Here is a 16,040-nt window from a genome sequence, read left to right as displayed (position 1 = left end):
AAGAGGAAAAGTGTTTTCATTTGCATCATTTCACACGTGCAGAATGACGGGGAAGCAGATATAGGAGTAAAGAAGGTATAACTGTAAAGGAAGTATGGTAAAATTAAAGGAGATAAAGTACCTGTTCCGGTGAACATTTACTTTACCCCCTTTAACTCCAAATGAAGCAATAACTTCTGATTTGATTATTTCTTTTTCAGTTCCTCGGCAGGAACCACACGATAGAGTTTGTCGCTAGGACGGATTCTGTCCGGCACCTTGAATGATACGTGAACACCTTTCTTCACCACATCTACCGGTTTAAGAGCCACACGTGCCTCTTCAAGATCCACATACATTGCTCCGGTAGTAGGACCGGTGATGAGCAACTTGTCGCCAACCTTAATTTCTGTAGCCTCGATAAGGAACTCGGCTACACCTATATTCGAGAAGTATTTTATTCCACGTCCGGCATACACCTTTCTTTCTGTTGCTTCGGAGCCGTAATTCCTGCTCCACTCACCAAGACGCTGTCCCAGATAGTAACCGTTCCAGAAACCACGGTTGAACACTGTCTTAAGGCGCGTGTCCCAGTCTGCCTTCTTCTCTTCTGTAAACGTGCCGTCCAGATACGAGCGGATAGCTTCCTTATAACATCCCACTACCGTACGCACGTACTCCGGTCCGCGTGCACGTCCTTCAATCTTGAACACACGTACTCCGGCTTCTATCATCTCGTCCATGAAGTGTATAGTCTTAAGATCTTTTGGCGACATGATATACTGGTTGTCAACTTCCAGTTCTATATCGCTTTCCTTGTCCTTTACTATATACGAACGACGGCATACCTGCATACATGCACCACGGTTGGCAGAAGCATTCAGCTCGTTCAGACTAAGATAACATTTGCCTGATACAGCCATACACAATGCTCCATGGCAGAACATCTCTATCCTTACTTTCTCACCCATCGGACCTGTTATGTTCTCTTCCTGAATGGCATCGTATATCTTGCGTACCTGTTTAAGGTTAAGTTCGCGTGCCAATACCACCACATCGGCAAAACGGGAATAGAACTTCAGTGCCTCGGCATTGCTTATGTTAAGCTGTGTAGAGAGATGTACTTCCTGACCTACCTGATTGCAATATGCCATGACAGACACGTCGGCTGCAATGACCGCGCTTATACCTGCTTCCTTTGCCGCATCCACAATCTTGCGCATCAGCTCTATATCCTCGTCATAAATTATAGTATTTATGGTGAGGTAGCTTTTCACTCCATGCTCATCGCATAGTGCCGCAATCTCACGCAAATCGTCAATAGTGAACGTGCTTGCGGAACGGGCACGCATATTAAGGCTTTCAATACCGAAATAGATGGAATCGGCTCCGGCATTAATGGCTGCTGCCAATGACTCACGTGAGCCTACAGGTGCCATTATCTCGAAATCTTTAATTGAATAATTCATTTATCTTTCATTGAGTTATGGCTACAAAATTACTCAAAATAATCATTACTTCCATATTTGCACGTAAAAACAAAGGCATGACTGATGTTTTTACATCTATCATACCACTATATAAAAAATGATAACATACTTAAAGTATATTGTTTTCTGCTGCCGACCATCGTCAACAGTGCTGCCGACCATCGTCAGCAGCATTGCCGACTATAGTCGGCAGCTCTGCTGACTACGGTCGGCAATAAAAAATCCATAGAATCAAATCAATAGGCAAAAGTCTCTTCTATATGATTCAAAATAGAGTTAAGTTCGTCAAGTGTCTCCGCCCTTAACATTGCTATACGGGTTTCCTTGAAATTAGGTATTCCCTTAAACAGTGGAGATGCCGCAAGATGACGGCGAACATGGAGTATTCCGCGACGCTCGTCAAGCAGATTAACACTATCCTGCACTTCACGATGGAGTACGTTCATCTTCCATCTGAAATCAAGCCCTGTAAGTTCTTCGCCTGTCTGCAGATAGTGTTTCACCTCCTTGAAAACCCACGGACGACCGAAACTTGCACGACCAATCATTATTGCATCCACACCATATTTGTCGAAACATTCCTTTGCCCGTTGTGGAGTAGTTACATCGCCGTTGCCAATGATAGGAATACGCATACGCGGATTGTTTTTCACCTCACCTATAAGAGTCCAGTCAGCCTCGCCAGTATACATCTGGGCACGTGTACGTCCGTGTATGGTCAGAGCTTCAATACCACAGTCCTGCAACTGTTCTGCAAGCTCTACTATTATCTTATGTTCCGAGTCCCATCCAAGACGGGTTTTAACGGTAACAGGAATCTTGACCGCATCAACCACAGCTTTAGTTATTTCAAGCATCTTAGGCACATTCTGTAACATCCCGGAACCTGCTCCCTTTCCGGCTACACGCTTTACCGGACATCCGAAGTTCAAATCCAATATATCTGGCTTAGCCTGCTCTACTATTTTTGCTGCCTCAACCATAGTCTCCGTATCCTTACCATAAATCTGTATGGCCACAGGACGTTCTTTCTCGCTGATGTTCAGTTTCAACATGGTTTTGCCTACAGAACGTATCAGGGCATCACTCGAAACGAATTCTGTATATACCATGTCAGCTCCAAACTCCTTGCATAGAAGTCGGAATGCCGGGTCGGTAACATCTTCCATTGGAGCCAAAAGTACGGGCTGTTCCCCTAAATCTATATTTCTAATCTTCATAAATAAGTTTTATTAATCATTTGAAAGTAGGTGTAATAAACCATTTGTCGTACATCGATACGGCTATACGGTAAACGAAAAATGCAGATATAAATCCTGCAATTGCATCTATCAGATAATGAGCCTGTATATATACAGTAGCAAGACACAATAAAATATAAAATGGAAGCAGGATATATGTAAGCCTTTTACCTACCTTTGACGACATTATCATAACTATAGTCGATATGGCAACATGCGAACTGGGAAATGCCGCTGTAGGACGTTCACCAATTTCCTGCGATGCCTCTACCAGTTTATAAAATAATCCATGTTCATAACCCGGAGCCGGAAACAGCAGGACATTATAATTGAAATAATCGCCCAGCGGAAGAAACTCGCAAGCATTGACTCTGTCCATCCCTATTGCCGGAAAATAAAACTGCGGACCTGCTACAGGAACAAGCAGATAGAACAGATAGTATATGAAAAATGAAGTGACAAGCACAAAACATACTTTTTCGAATTTCATGTAATGCTTTATGAAATAATATACCACCAGTATAAACATCATGGGATAGTAGAAAAAATATCCCATATTAAGCGGTTCGCTGAACCATATTGACGGACAATGTTTACTAAACTCAACTGATGGTTGACATTCGAATAACGATTGTTCAATAGCAGCAAAGATATGGTCCAGATTATCAAATACACGGTTGAATTCGTATGTGTCAGGATACCAGTATGCCAATAGCGACATCTGTACCACCATACGTAAAAATGCCGTAAGCCTGCACGGAAATGCTCTATAAAGAAACATCAAGGCAAATGTAAGTATCACTATCCCCACACGCTCAAGAAGCATAATGCCGGGATGATCCATGCGCGGATACAGAATTAATATGAGAATTGAAGTAAGAGCATTATAAATAAGGCTTATACTTTCCACAGCAAAAAGTCCCCTACCGCTTTCTACTCTTTTCAACAGTTTTAAATTTATACCCATCCTTCTTTTTTATACCAGCTTATTATTTCTTTTACTCCACGCTCCAATTTATACTCGGGGTTATATCCCAATTCTTTTACGAGTGGATTAATGTCACACCTCCAGTTGCGCTGCTTCATTATATTATACTTATCCCTATTCAGCGTACTAGGTTTGTGAGTAAAATGTGCAAAGAACTCAACCACATATGATATGGTTTTGAGCAGAAACAACGGACAGACAAACCTTATCATCCACGGATTTCCCAGTTCCTTACGTATAAGGTCAGAAAATGTACGACTGTTATACACCTCACCGTCGCTCACAAAATAAGAACGGTATTTTACATCTTTTTTTATTGCAAGATAAACTGCCTGAACCAAATCCTTTACATATATGAAAGTAATATCCTGTCTCTTATACCCAGCTACAAAATCCACATGATTACATATCGACTTTACCATCAGGAAGTAATCCCTTTCACGCGGACCATATACTCCCGTAGGGCGGAATATTACATATGGAAAATCCTTCAGACTCTGAAGGTACTCTTCAGTCTTGAGTTTGCTCACACCGTAAGCCGTATTCGGAGCAGGCTTATCCGTTTCGATTATAGACGAATAGTCCTTCTCACGTATCGGCCCGAAGACGCTTAGTGAACTTATGAATATAAAATTCTTCGGAGTCATGTCAAGCTTCACAAGTGTCTCAATGAAATGACGTGTTGCCCAGTAATTGCCAATCTCAAATCCAGCCTTGTCCAGGCATTTGGTGACACCGGCACAATGTATGATATAATCCCATCCGCCGTGTTCTTCCTTATGCTTGAGCAACTGCGAAGCGAGTCTGTCCGAATCGGTAAAATCGAGTTCAGCAAAACGGATTCGCTCGTCCTGCAAATACTTTCTGCTACTGCTTTTACGCACTCCGGCCCATACCTGCATTCCTTCGGCAAGGCCACCCTCAACCAAAAAACTGCCAATAAATCCACTAGCTCCTGTCACTAATATTTTGTAATTCATCACTTTCCGTATTATTAAGGTACAAAGATAGTGCAAACCTAGTGAAGCACAAAGTGAAAACAAAGTTTTCAGGCTTTTACCTCCGAGGTACAGCCTATCTTATATGAAGATAATGCTTTCTATCTATAAGAAAACAATTAAGCTTTACTATTGTTTACATTGATAATAATAAATTGCATCTTTTATTTTTTTGTAAGTATATTTGCGTATATATCATTCTGCTGATTATGAATAATGACATCAAAGCATACGATACGTACCGCTGCAAGACTTTCGGAGAAAAAGGAATGCCGGAAAATATACGCCACGAGCTGAATATCGACAGTCTGTGCGAAAAAATTGACTTTACTTCATCATGTATAGGCAGACAGTATTTATACTACATCGTATGCAAAGATGAGATTTCTGGAATCAGAAATAACGAATCTCTGATAAAGGAACTACATGATAACGTTTCATTAAGAAAAGTCAGCTTTCATCATACTATTTCTCCATACCTCAGCTATACACACTTCTGCAAACAGCAAAGAAGGTTGCAGAAATCAGCATATTTGCCGATACGAATAAAGACATCCATCATTACATCAACAATTTAAAGGAGCTGACCAAGAAACTGCGCTTATTCCGCATAAGTATCAGTCTGGACAGCAACGCGGCAATGCCTTTATTCATGTTTACAGAGTTGCTGGACATATTCTTCCTTCATAGCGCAATGAATAAGACGTTGGCTTTCGACTACAAAATAAAGAAAGGCACTGCCAATGAAGGTAATGCCATAAAGATACTCGGGCTATACGGTTATCCTGATTATATTACAAAAGAGGCTGAAAAGATAAGAAACTTTGGCACTTTTACAGGTTCAGAGGAAAATAAATAAAACTATTATATCTTTATTCCATTTATTTTGCTTACTTTGTAGAAACTAACAAAGAAAGGAATAGCTATGGCTAAAAATAAAAAAGAAAAGAAAGGCGGAAAAAGAATGAAGAAAAAAGAGATGTCGGAACTCATCATAAACTATTTCCGCAATAAACCGACTGAGGCTATAAGCCTTAAGCAATTATTCCTAGGACTGAAACTAACATCACATCCTACTAAAATGCTATGTACCGACATAGTGAAGGATATGGCAGAAGACAACTTCCTGATTGAAGCCGAAAAAGGAAGATGGAAACTGAATGACAGAGGTCAGATTATGACAGGAACCTTCATACGCAAAAGTAACGGTAAAAACTCGTTTATACCTGACGATGGCGGGGAACCTATCTTTATTGCTGAAAGGAACTCGGCTCATGCCATGAACAATGACAAAGTAAAGATTTCCCTATGTGCAAAATGCAAGAAACAGAAGATTGAAGGTCAGGTGATAGAAATCCTTGACAGAGCAAAAGCTACTTTTGTGGGTACACTTAAGGTATCGAAGAACTATGCTTTCCTCATCACAGAAACCAGTACACTTGCCAATGACATCTTTATACCTAAAGAAAAACTGAAAGGAGCGAAGAATGGAGACAAAGCCGTAGTAAAAATTACAGAATGGCCTGACGAAGCGAAGAACCCTTTCGGTGAGGTTATAGATGTACTTGGACAGGCTGGCGACAACAATACTGAAATGCATGCCATACTGGCTGAATACGGATTGCCTTATACTTATCCACAGTCAGTAGAAGCTGCAGCAGAAAAGCTCTCGGCAGAAATAACAAAAGAGGATTATGCCGAACGTGAGGATTTCCGCAATATCACCACATTCACAATCGACCCTAAGGACGCAAAGGACTTTGACGATGCTCTCTCCATAAGACAACTGAAACCTGGACTTTGGGAAGTAGGAGTACATATTGCCGATGTTTCACATTATGTCAAGGAAGGCAGCATCATAGACAAGGAAGCACTGAAACGTGCCACATCTGTCTATCTTGTGGACCGTACGATACCTATGTTGCCGGAACGTCTGTGTAACTTCATCTGCTCACTACGTCCTAACGAAGAGAAACTGGCTTACTCTGTAATATTCGATATGAACGATAAAGCAGAAGTCAAGAACTATCGCATCAGACATACAGTGATAAAATCCGACAGACGTTTCACATACGAAGAGGCTCAGAATATTATAGAAACCGGTGAAGGTGATTTCAAGGAAGAAGTGCTTGAACTTAACAAGCTGGCACAGATACTCCGCGAAAAACGTCTTGCTGCAGGAGCTATCGACTTCGACAGATGTGAAGTAAGATTCGAAATAGATGAGAAAGGCAAACCGTTAAGCGTTTATTTCAAGCAATCGAAGGAAGCCAACAAGCTGATAGAGGAGTTCATGCTTCTGGCAAACCGTACCGTTGCAGAACATATTGGGAAAGTGCCAAAGAACAAAAAGGCAAAAGTATTCCCATATCGTATCCATGACCTGCCTGACCCTGACAAGCTGGACAACCTTAACCAGTTTATCGCACGCTTCGGATATAAAATCCGTACCAGCGGAACAAAAACCGAAGTATCTAAGTCTATCAACCGTCTGTTGAAGGATGTAAACGGAAAGGGCGAACAGAACCTGGTGGAGACAGTATCTTTGCGCTCAATGCAGAAAGCACGATACTCAATACACAATATCGGCCACTATGGTCTGGCATTCGATTATTATACTCATTTCACTTCGCCTATACGCCGTTATCCTGACCTTATGGTTCATCGTCTGCTGACACGCTATTTGGACGGAGGACGTAGTGCACAGGCCGACAAATACGAAAGTATGTGCGAACACAGCTCTGCAATGGAACAGACTGCTGCAAGTGCAGAACGCGCTTCAATAAAATACAAGCAGGTGGAATTCATGAGCGAACATATCGGAACCGCATATGATGGAGTAATCTCCGGAGTAACCGAATGGGGCATCTATGTCGAGATAAACGAAAACAAATGCGAGGGTATGGTAGCTATGCGTGACCTGGGCAATGACTATTACGAGTTCGACGAAAAGAACTATTGCCTTATCGGCAGACGTCATCATCAGAAATTCAGCCTTGGCGATGCAATAAAAATAAAGGTGGCACGCGCAAACCTGGAAAAGAAACAGCTGGATTTCGTGCTGGCGGAATAAAATCATTATCTAATAAAACAAAAAAGTCAGAGGTTATCTCTGACTTTTTTGTTTTTATAATAAATATTCGCAAAGTTTCTTTACCGCCCTTGCACGATGACTTATCTTATTCTTTTCGTCATTACCCATCTCTGCAAAAGTCTCAGAATAACCATCTGGCATGAATACCGGATCATAGCCGAAACCGGCTCCGCCTTTTCTCTCACGAATTATGCTACCGTTTACTATTCCTTCGAAGAAATGTTCCTCACCACCTTCTATCAGACAGATAACGGTACGGAAACGTGCCTTTCGGTTATCCTTATCCTGCATTTCTGAAAGCAATTTCTTCATGTTGGCTTCAGAGTCATGCCCTTCTCCTCCTGCATATCTGGCAGAATAAATTCCGGGAGCACCGTTCAGAGCCTCAACCTCAAGGCCTGTGTCATCGGCAAAACAGTCAAGACCATAATTCTCATATATATACTGTGCCTTCAATGCAGCGTTACCTTGCAGCGTATCTGCTGTTTCAGGGATATCGGCATGACAGTTTATATCATTGAGGCTCAGAATCTCTACCTTATTGCCTAATATAGCACGGATTTCCTCAAGCTTATGTGCGTTATTTGTTGCAAAAACAAGTTTCTTCATAATTTACTTAACTTTCAATGGATCAAAACCTTCACCGTAAACTCCGACAACATTACTTTGGGAAATAAAAGCATTAGGGTCAATATCTTTCACCAATCGGAAAATATCAAGCGACTGACTTTTCTTGGCAAGAACAACCACAACCTTTATATCCTGTTTGCTATACCATCCCTTACCATCCAAAAGAGTTACTCCACGGTTAATCTGAGTGGATATTCCTTCAGCAATCTCGTCATGTTTTCTTGAAAATATAAGGAACTGAACAGACTGACGGGCGCTGTTTACTACATAGTCTATCACGATACTCATAATAAACAATACACAAAAGCCAAACAGGACTCGTCTCCAGTCATGGAAAATAAAATAACAGGAAGATATTATCACAATATCGCAATACATTATCATTCTTCCCAAAGTCACATCCTTATACTTGTTTATAATCCATGCTATGATGTCGGTACCACCTGTGCTACCGTTATTGCAGAATACTATTCCTATACCGAAACCAAGGAGACCTGCTCCTATGACACATGCCATAAAATCCTGACCGGGACCTAGTAACAATGGCAGTTTTCCGTCATCTCCTTCCAGAAGTCGCTGAAAAAACCATAAAAAGAATGTAAGAACAATAATGGCAAATATTGTCTTTATACTGAACTTCGGACCAAGTATCTTAAGTGCAAACCCCATCAATATGGCATTAAGAATAAAATATGATACTTGTATTTCTATACCTGTGACATAATATATTATTGCGCATATACCGGTTGCACCACCTGTAGTAATCTGATATGGAAGCATAAACGCTGCCCAACCTAATGCATAACACATCAGACCAAAAGTGATGGCCAGGTAATCCTTAGATTCCCGGCCAAGTTTTTTCATTAATGCTATCTCCATCTATTTAAAAATTATAATACAATGTTTACAATCTTCTTTGGAACGATAATCACCTTCTTTGGAGTCTTACCCTCAATCCATTTCTGAGACTGTTCGTCGGCAAGAACCGCAGACTGTATTGTATCATTATCTGCATCGGCTGCAAATTCCATAGTGAAACGAGCCTTTCCGTTGAAAGAAATTGTATATTTCACTGTATCTTCTTTCAGATAGTCTTCGTTGAATGCAGGCCACTGAGCATCACAAACCGATGTTGTATTTCCAAGTGCTGCCCAAAGTTCTTCTGCCAAATGTGGAGCGAATGGAGCTATAACAACTACAAGGTCACTCAACACAGCCTTGTTGCGGCATTTCAATGAAGTAAGCTCGTTCACACAAATCATAAACGCACTGATTGAAGTATTGTAAGAGAATGTCTCGATGTCTCCAGTCACTTTCTTAATCAGTTTGTGTACAGCCTTTAGTTCTTCTTTTGTTGCATCGCCGTCCTGTGGAAGGAATTCGTCGTTACGGTTGTAGAACAGGCTCCACAATTTCTTAAGGAAGCGATGAACACCGTCGATACCGTTAGTATCCCAAGGCTTAGACTGTTCGATAGGACCAAGGAACATTTCGTACATACGCAATGTATCGGCTCCGTAACGTTCAACAATCATATCCGGGTTTACTACGTTGTACATAGACTTACTCATCTTCTCAACTGCCCATCCGCATACATACTTGCCATCTTCAAGGATAAATTCGGCATTGTTATATTCAGGACGCCAGTTCTTGAATGCCTCAACATCGAGAACATCGTTTGATACGATATTTACATCAACATGAAGAGGAGTTACATCATACTGGTCTTTCAATCCAAGAGAAACGAATGTATTTGTATCCTTAATACGATATACGAAATTGCTTCGTCCCTGAATCATACCCTGATTTACAAGTTTCTGGAATGGTTCTTCCTTAACACTTACGCCGAGGTCGAACAGGAACTTGTTCCAAAAACGAGAATATATCAAGTGACCTGTAGCATGTTCAGTACCACCTACATAGAGGTCAACATTCTGCCAGTATTTGTCAGCCTTTTCCGAAACAAGAGCCTTATCATTGTGTGGATCCATATAGCGCAGATAGTATGCGCTTGAACCTGCAAAGCCAGGCATTGTATTAAGTTCCAGAGGGAATACGTTTACATTGTCTATCTTGGAGTTTTCAACCACCTCACCGGCATTTACATCCCACGCCCATTTAGTAGCATGTCCCAATGGAGGTTCGCCAGACTCGGTAGGAAGGAATTTGGCAACTTCAGGCAATTGCAAAGGCAATTTACTTTCGTCAATCATATATGGCATACCGTCCTTGTAGTAAACTGGGAATGGCTCACCCCAGTAACGCTGACGTGAGAAAATTGCGTCACGCAGACGGAAATTAACCTTTACACGTCCCAGGTTATGTTCCTTTACGTATTTCTTTGTAGCAGCAATAGCTTCCTTGATTGTAAGACCGTTAAGGTTCAAGTCGCAATATGGAGTTACACCTGCCTTTGGAGAGTTGCAAACGATACCTTCCTTGGCATCGAAACTTTCTTCGCTGACGTCACATCCTTCAACCAACGGAACGATAGGCAAGTTGAAATGTTTTGCAAAAGCATAGTCACGGCTGTCGTGAGCAGGAACTGCCATGATTGCACCTGTACCATAACCTGCAAGTACATAATCACTTATCCAGATAGGTACAGCATCACCAGTGAACGGATTTACTGCATATGATCCACTGAACACACCTGTTACGCGGCGGTCTGCTATACGTTCGCGTTCAGTACGTTTCTTTGTACGGTCAAGATAAGCCTCAACTTCAGCTTTCTGAGCCTCAGTAGTGAGTTGTGGAACAAGTTCACTCTCAGGAGCAAGAACCATGAAAGTTACACCAAACATAGTATCTGCACGAGTAGTGAAGATAGTAAATTCCATGTCACTATCCTTAACCTTGAAGCGCACCTCAGCACCTTCAGAACGGCCAATCCAGTTACGCTGTGTCTCTTTCAGAGAGTCAGTCCAGTCAACAGTTTCAAGTCCGTCTAGCAATCTCTGTGCATAAGCAGAAACTCTCAAGCACCACTGACGCATTTTCTTCTGTACTACAGGATGACCACCACGTTCAGACACACCGTCTACTACCTCATCGTTGGCCAATACAGTACCCAGTGCAGGACACCAGTTCACCATAGTTTCTCCAAGATAAGCAATACGGTAGTTCATCAGGATTTCCTGTTGTTCCTTTTCTGATTTAGCATTCCATTCCTCGGCTGTAAAGTTCAATTCTTCGCTGCAAGCAGCATCAATACCTTCAGTACCTTTTGTCTCAAAAGCCTTAACTAAGTTTTCGATAGGCTGAGCCTTACCGCATGAATTGCAATAATAACTGTTGAACATCTTCTGGAAAGCCCACTGTGTCCAATGATAATAATCAGGTTCGCAAGTACGAACTTCGCGGTCCCAGTCAAAGCAAAAACCAATCTTGTCAAGCTGTTCACGATAGCGTGCAATGTTAGCAGCAGTAGTTACAGCCGGATGTTGTCCTGTCTGGATAGCATACTGTTCTGCAGGCAGTCCGTAAGCATCGTAACCCATCGGATTAAGAACATTGAAACCCTGAAGTCGCTTGTATCGGGCATATATATCGCTGGCAATATATCCCAGCGGGTGACCTACGTGAAGTCCTGCTCCCGACGGATAAGGGAACATATTCAACACATAAAACTTCTTTTTTGATTCATCTTCTGTAACTTTGTAGGTCTTGTTTTCCACCCACTTCTGTTGCCATTTTTTTTCTATCTCCCTGAAATTATATTCCATAGCGATGTACTTTATATATTTGATTTTACGTTATTTATCCAATTTGTTTGCAAAGATACAATAAAAAAAATAAAGATACTCCAAAAGACAATAGAATGAAAGCAAAAAGCAGCAACAAGGAACAAAGTATAATATACTTTAATTCTTGTTGCCGCCTAATATTGTTTTATGACAATTCTTTTATTTATCTCTTAAACTCTGCCCAATCCGTCAAACGCATATCCCCTTTATCGAGGAACACTTCATGCATTCCCAATGCTGCAGAAAGGCTGTGGCTGGTCTGCCCCTTGCTAGCTATCTTGAGATAATCCCACAACAATTGTTTATAATCAGGATGAGCACAATTTTCAATAACAGTCTTTGCACGTTCCATAGGACTTTTTCCACGCAAATCAGCTATACCTTGTTCCGTTATGATTACATTTACAGAATGTTCGCTGTGGTCCTGATGCGATACCATAGGAACAATAGAACTGATGCAACCACCTTTTGCTGTAGAAGGACAAGAGAATATAGAAATATAAGCACTGCGTGTAAAATAACCAGAGCCCCCGATACCGTTCATCATCTTAGTTCCGCAGATATGTGTAGAGTTTACGTTACCGTAAATATCGGCTTCAATGGCTGTATTCATTGAAATGACCCCAAGACGACGTACCACTTCCGGACAGTTTGAAATTTCAGAAGGGCGCAACACAAGTTTGTCGCGGAAAAAATCAATATTATCATAAATATCTTGCAAACAGTCATTTGTCACACTCAAAGAACATGTGCTACCAAATTTGATTCTACCTGCTTTTATCAAATCTATAACAGAGTTTTGTATAACCTCTGTGTACATTTCAAATGCCGGAACATCAGGATTCTTACCTAATGCACTCAACACTGCATTCGCTATATTGTCCTTGGAGTTCCAACGGGCATAGCTCAAAGAAACCTCATCACCCGTATATTCGATATCCAGCTTGAAGTAAGGAACCCATGCTTCTTTTACACTGTCCCATTTGGAAGCTTCTTTGCTGATTACACGATTCTCATTGTCATAGCCATAAGTATAACGCAGGTGACGGAATAAATAACCATCCTCATTACGGAAGATTGTCCGGGCTGTTACCAGTTCGCCGCTCATTTCCTCGTTCTTTACGTAATCCGTAGGATTCATTGCATTCGCAGAGAAGTTTAATACGCTTGCCATTACTACCGCTACCATTACCACTGCCTTAAGAATTACATTTGTCTTCATAATCGTTATGTTTTTATTGTTATTATTAGTTTGAGTTATTCAGGCTTTCTTTGCCGAGCGCCTTCGGCTATATATAGTCAATTGCTGTGCCAAACTTATAAACAACTGAAAATCAACGATTATTTAAAACAAAGCTGTGTTCATTTCCGAACAACTGTCCGCGCAAAAGCGAACATTATAAAAAATGCAACTGCCGAAAAATATCTTTCGACAATAGCGTATTCAAAAACAGATTTGAAGTTATCTATTCTTTCGAATAGATAACTTCAACTTTAACTCCTGTGGAGCATTTTATGGCAGGAACCTCGACCGTAGTACATCTTTTATCTTTGTCATAAACATACGATACAGCAGTATTACCGTTCACCTTTACGGATACGGGTGCGGCAGTATCAAATATCCGCAACGTATATGAACGTACAGACACGCCACCCTTATAATTACCCCGACGTGCAGAAATAATATACTTACCTCTATTTCCATCAGCTATTTGTTTCAGAGCTGTTGTAGAGTACATAGTGGCATAATCACTATTATCTCCACTGTCTTCATATAAAGAACTTTCACCATCAGAACCGGCTACAATATTCAGGATTAGATTATCCGGACGTTCGGTAACATTCATTACAGTAGGAGGGTTGTAGGGTATGATAGCCCCTTGTCTGAAAAAATAGGGTATTTGCTCGTGTGTGAAATTCATAACCTTTTTACACGGTCCCTCAATAAGTTCATTGGTAGATACGCTCCACCATTTTCCTTCAGGAAACCAGATTTCCTTGGCACTGATACCATCAACAGCAGCTTCAGTGATAGGAGCTACAAGGATATCATCACCGAAAAAATACTCGTTCTCATAGACATAAGCTTCCTCACTCTCCGGATATTCATAATACAGAGGACGGCAAACAGATATACCGGTATCATAAGCTTTACGGGCCATAGTGTAGAGATAGGGAAAAAGCGAGTAGCGAAGCCGTACCGCCTCAAGCATCGTCGGAAAATTATCAAACTTCCAAATTCGACGTTCTATGCGTGCATCGTTTGTCGCATGTGTACGGAAAATCGGTGTAAACACTCCGAATTGTATCCAACGAAGTACAAGTTCCGGATCATTTACAATACTCTCATCTGTGAATGCATGTCCGCCAAGATCGTGCCCCCAATAACCATACCCTACATTCGAAGCTGTAGCCGTAAAATAAGGTTGGAAGCCAAGAGTCTGAAAGTTTATAAGAGCATCGCCCGAAAAACCAATCTGATAACGATGGCTGCCCAAGCCTCCCCAACGGTGGAAAATTACAGGTCTGCGGTCTGTACGTTTTCTCGCCATATCGTTAAAGAATATATGATTGCACCAGAATGTTTCACTCAATCCGTAAGTATTATTGCTTGTAAGATGTTGCTGCCAGTCAATCCACCAGAAGTCAACTCCCTCACTTTCGTGATTACGGATGATATTTTTAAAGAATGATTTTGTAAAGTCCGTATAGTCAATGCTCCAAGAGATATTATCTTTTTTGTCGTTAAGATACTTACCATTAAGTTCCGAGTTCATTGCCGCGAAATAGACAGGCGATTCATTCTTGTTTATACCGTCGGCAGGATGAAGATTAAGGGCAATCTTAAAATTATTATCATGGATATCCCGGAGCAAGCCCTTAGGATTCGGTATCAGATTGGTATTCCACGACCATCCTGTCCAACCACCTTTATCTCCGGATTGTCCATTTCCTACGTTCCAGTGCCAATCCATATCCAGAATCATTACATCGGCAGGAATCTTATTATCCTTGATTTCAGACATAATCCGGCGGTAGTCATCTGCCGAATAAGCAGAGTATTTGCTATACCAATATCCGAATACATAATCGGGCGGCAATGGTATCTTACCCGCAATTTTAGTGTAGTCGGAAATAGCTTTCTTATAATCATTACCATAACCCAGATAATAGATGTCAAGAGCATCCGTATCGGAGCGTTCCGCCCACCAGTCAAACTCCATATCCGCATTGGGCCGGAGAGCATAAGAACGCCCACCGTCAGAGCGTATGGCAGCCCATGAATCGTCTATGACAGCCCATCCGGAACGTGATATCAATCCGTTCTCCATTTCGGCACGCTTATTATCTCCATTACTTCCGTCAAGAGTGCGGCAGGTACCTTTAAGATTCAACGAATCTGATTTACCGGGATACCACACAGACTCACATCCATTGTTATCGATAGTTATGGTCAGATTTTCAGGAGAGGCAGGAGTTGTCACCGGATTTGTACTTTTGCGATATTTCAACCTTACCTTATCGGTAACTATATACAAATACGTATTGTCTTCCCTCTTCCTGAAACGTGGCACCTTCAGCCTACGATTGGTTACGGTAAACGTAGCTTGGTCCTCAAATATACCTTTAGCACTGTATTCAATGCGAATCATTTCCGGTGTAAGAACAGTGAAGCGCGCTTTTCCGCAAATCACCACCGCTTCAGGGTTGGCAACCGGATTATTATCGGACGCTGAAGTCTTTGCGGTTGCCAGCATTAGTAGGGCAACCAAACAAATAATTGTTTTCCCCTTTTTAAAATCCAAAAGAAACCCTTGCAACAAGGGTTTCTTTTGAGAAGAAGATTTCTTAAATCCATTCATTGGGCATTCAA

At 41.4% G+C, this 16,040-nt stretch carries 11 protein-coding genes and 2 pseudogenes; 3 read left to right on the top strand and 10 right to left on the bottom strand.

The genetic code is table 11. From position 1 onward, the window contains the following. Positions 1–185: 185 nt before the first annotated feature. From I6E11_RS05030 to I6E11_RS05015, 4 genes are all read right to left on the bottom strand, one after another. Positions 186–1,448, bottom strand: coding sequence for a peptidase U32 family protein (locus I6E11_RS05030; protein ID WP_235336757.1), 1,263 nt, complete (start codon positions 1,446–1,448; stop codon positions 186–188). 257 nt (positions 1,449–1,705) lie between these two features. Beyond that, positions 1,706–2,689 (bottom strand): tRNA dihydrouridine synthase DusB, encoded by a 984-nt coding sequence (gene dusB, locus I6E11_RS05025; RefSeq protein WP_235336755.1) that lies wholly within the window; start codon positions 2,687–2,689, stop codon positions 1,706–1,708. A gap of 16 nt (positions 2,690–2,705) precedes the next feature. Then, a complete protein-coding gene (locus I6E11_RS05020; RefSeq protein ID WP_235336764.1) occupies positions 2,706–3,671 on the bottom strand; it encodes a phosphatase PAP2 family protein in 966 nt (321 codons plus the stop codon). Next, positions 3,668–4,678 (bottom strand): NAD-dependent epimerase/dehydratase family protein, encoded by a 1,011-nt coding sequence (locus I6E11_RS05015; protein ID WP_235336754.1) that lies wholly within the window; start codon positions 4,676–4,678, stop codon positions 3,668–3,670. Before I6E11_RS05015 ends, I6E11_RS05020 begins: the two co-directional genes overlap by 4 nt. A 227-nt stretch (positions 4,679–4,905) precedes the next feature. Here I6E11_RS05015 and I6E11_RS05010 point away from each other — a divergent pair, with 227 nt between their 5' ends. The 3 genes from I6E11_RS05010 to rnr all read left to right on the top strand — a co-directional run bounded on the left by I6E11_RS05010 (position 4,906) and on the right by rnr (position 7,769). After that, positions 4,906–5,274, top strand: a complete 369-nt coding sequence (locus I6E11_RS05010) for a hypothetical protein (RefSeq protein WP_235336751.1) — start codon at positions 4,906–4,908, stop codon at positions 5,272–5,274. A 62-nt stretch (positions 5,275–5,336) separates the two neighbouring features. Continuing rightward, entirely contained in the window at positions 5,337–5,555 is a 219-nt protein-coding gene (locus I6E11_RS05005; RefSeq protein ID WP_235336749.1) for a hypothetical protein, read from the top strand. A gap of 66 nt (positions 5,556–5,621) precedes the next feature. Beyond that, a complete protein-coding gene (rnr, locus tag I6E11_RS05000; RefSeq protein WP_235336747.1) occupies positions 5,622–7,769 on the top strand; it encodes a ribonuclease R in 2,148 nt (715 codons plus the stop codon). A gap of 54 nt (positions 7,770–7,823) precedes the next feature. Here the strand turns inward: rnr and I6E11_RS04995 are convergent, their stop codons facing one another. The 6 genes and pseudogenes from I6E11_RS04995 to I6E11_RS04970 all read right to left on the bottom strand — a co-directional run bounded on the left by I6E11_RS04995 (position 7,824) and on the right by I6E11_RS04970 (position 15,939). Next, positions 7,824–8,402: a non-canonical purine NTP diphosphatase gene (locus I6E11_RS04995; RefSeq protein ID WP_235336763.1), complete on the bottom strand. Its 579-nt coding sequence runs from the start codon at positions 8,400–8,402 to the stop codon at positions 7,824–7,826. After that, complete coding sequence (locus I6E11_RS04990) at positions 8,403–9,299, bottom strand: YitT family protein (protein ID WP_235336746.1); 897 nt, start codon at positions 9,297–9,299, stop codon at positions 8,403–8,405. A gap of 11 nt (positions 9,300–9,310) precedes the next feature. Then, positions 9,311–12,145, bottom strand: a complete 2,835-nt coding sequence (gene leuS, locus I6E11_RS04985) for a leucine--tRNA ligase (RefSeq protein WP_235336745.1) — start codon at positions 12,143–12,145, stop codon at positions 9,311–9,313. 184 nt (positions 12,146–12,329) lie between these two features. Beyond that, positions 12,330–13,046 (bottom strand): annotated as a pseudogene (locus I6E11_RS04980) (acetyl-CoA hydrolase/transferase C-terminal domain-containing protein); the annotation flags it as partial. Between the two features lie 9 nt (positions 13,047–13,055). After that, positions 13,056–13,388: pseudogene (locus I6E11_RS04975) on the bottom strand (DUF3836 domain-containing protein); the annotation flags it as partial. 244 nt (positions 13,389–13,632) lie between these two features. Beyond that, on the bottom strand, positions 13,633–15,939 hold the full coding sequence (locus tag I6E11_RS04970; protein ID WP_235336744.1) for a glycoside hydrolase family 31 protein: 2,307 nt from the start codon (positions 15,937–15,939) through the stop codon (positions 13,633–13,635). Positions 15,940–16,040 lie beyond the last annotated feature (101 nt).

This window comes from Bacteroides caecigallinarum (genome assembly GCF_021531075.1).
GTDB lineage: Bacteria > Bacteroidota > Bacteroidia > Bacteroidales > Bacteroidaceae > Phocaeicola > Phocaeicola caecigallinarum_B.
Note: the sequence above shows the minus strand (reverse complement) of the source record. Positions and strands in the feature narration are given on the sequence as shown.

Bases quoted from the DNA above. Each gene is read 5' to 3' on its own strand.
- I6E11_RS05030 (WP_235336757.1), bottom strand. From the start codon at position 1,448: ATGAATTATTCAATTAAAGATTTCGAGATAATGGCACCTGTAGGCTCA.
- dusB (WP_235336755.1), bottom strand. From the start codon at position 2,689: ATGAAGATTAGAAATATAGATTTAGGGGAACAGCCCGTACTTTTGGCT.
- I6E11_RS05015 (WP_235336754.1), bottom strand. From the start codon at position 4,678: ATGAATTACAAAATATTAGTGACAGGAGCTAGTGGATTTATTGGCAGT.
- I6E11_RS05010 (WP_235336751.1), top strand. From the start codon at position 4,906: ATGAATAATGACATCAAAGCATACGATACGTACCGCTGCAAGACTTTC.
- I6E11_RS05005 (WP_235336749.1), top strand. From the start codon at position 5,337: ATGCCTTTATTCATGTTTACAGAGTTGCTGGACATATTCTTCCTTCAT.
- rnr (WP_235336747.1), top strand. From the start codon at position 5,622: ATGGCTAAAAATAAAAAAGAAAAGAAAGGCGGAAAAAGAATGAAGAAA.
- I6E11_RS04990 (WP_235336746.1), bottom strand. From the start codon at position 9,299: ATGGAGATAGCATTAATGAAAAAACTTGGCCGGGAATCTAAGGATTAC.
- leuS (WP_235336745.1), bottom strand. From the start codon at position 12,145: ATGGAATATAATTTCAGGGAGATAGAAAAAAAATGGCAACAGAAGTGG.